Source organism: Pseudoalteromonas sp. SIMBA_162, assembly GCF_046535955.1.
Lineage (GTDB): Bacteria > Pseudomonadota > Gammaproteobacteria > Enterobacterales > Alteromonadaceae > Pseudoalteromonas > Pseudoalteromonas marina.
The window spans coordinates 1-267 of record NZ_JAWJBQ010000494.1; the positions used below are offsets into that span (position 1 = coordinate 1).

General features: G+C 72.3%; 1 protein-coding gene. It reads left to right on the forward strand.

The genetic code is table 11. The features are described from left to right. On the forward strand, positions 1-267 hold a 267-nt coding region (locus tag R0J88_RS20650; protein WP_410900975.1), incomplete at both ends, for a DODA-type extradiol aromatic ring-opening family dioxygenase.

The following is a 267-nucleotide window of genomic DNA, read 5'->3' on the forward strand; positions in this document are numbered from 1 at the left end:
GCCGCTGCGCGACGAAGGCGTGATGGTGATCGGCTCGGGCCAGATCACGCACAACCTGCGCGCGGCGGATTTCGGCGCGGCGCCGGAGGATGCGGACCCGCGCGTCGCCGAATTCACCGACTGGTTCGAGGCGCGCCTCGCCGCGCGCAATGTCGACGCGCTGCTCGACTATCGCCGGCAGGCGCCGCACGCGGCGCTCATGCATCCGACCGACGAGCATCTGCTGCCGGTGTTCGCCGCGCTCGGCGCGGCCGACGACGACTATCG